Source organism: Psychrobacter sp. TB20-MNA-CIBAN-0197 (genome assembly GCF_040309765.1).
Taxonomy (GTDB): domain Bacteria; phylum Pseudomonadota; class Gammaproteobacteria; order Pseudomonadales; family Moraxellaceae; genus Psychrobacter; species Psychrobacter submarinus.
The window spans coordinates 1-239 of record NZ_JBEOPC010001328.1 but is presented as its reverse complement, the minus strand read 5'-3'; the positions used below and the strand labels follow the sequence as shown (position 1 = coordinate 239).

Sequence of the window (239 nt, the reverse complement as noted above, 5' to 3'; positions counted from 1 at the left end):
AGCTTGAAGGCCACGCTCAAGGATGGTCGCGTACTCGAAGCCGACTGCGTGTTCTACGCCACCGGCCGGCGTCCGATGCTGGACAATCTCGGCCTGGAAAACACCGATGTGCAACTGGACGACAAGGGCTTTATCAAAGTCGACGACCAGTATCAAACCACCGAGCCGTCGATTCTGGCGCTGGGCGACGTCATTGGTCGCGTGCAATTGACACCAGTCGCGCTAGCCGAAGGCATGGC

1 protein-coding gene is annotated in these 239 nt (G+C 59.4%); it reads left to right on the top strand.

The window, feature by feature from the left end:
• Window positions 1–239: FAD-dependent oxidoreductase (locus tag AAEY83_RS18265; protein ID WP_351061529.1), on the top strand; the 239-nt coding region annotated here is incomplete at both ends.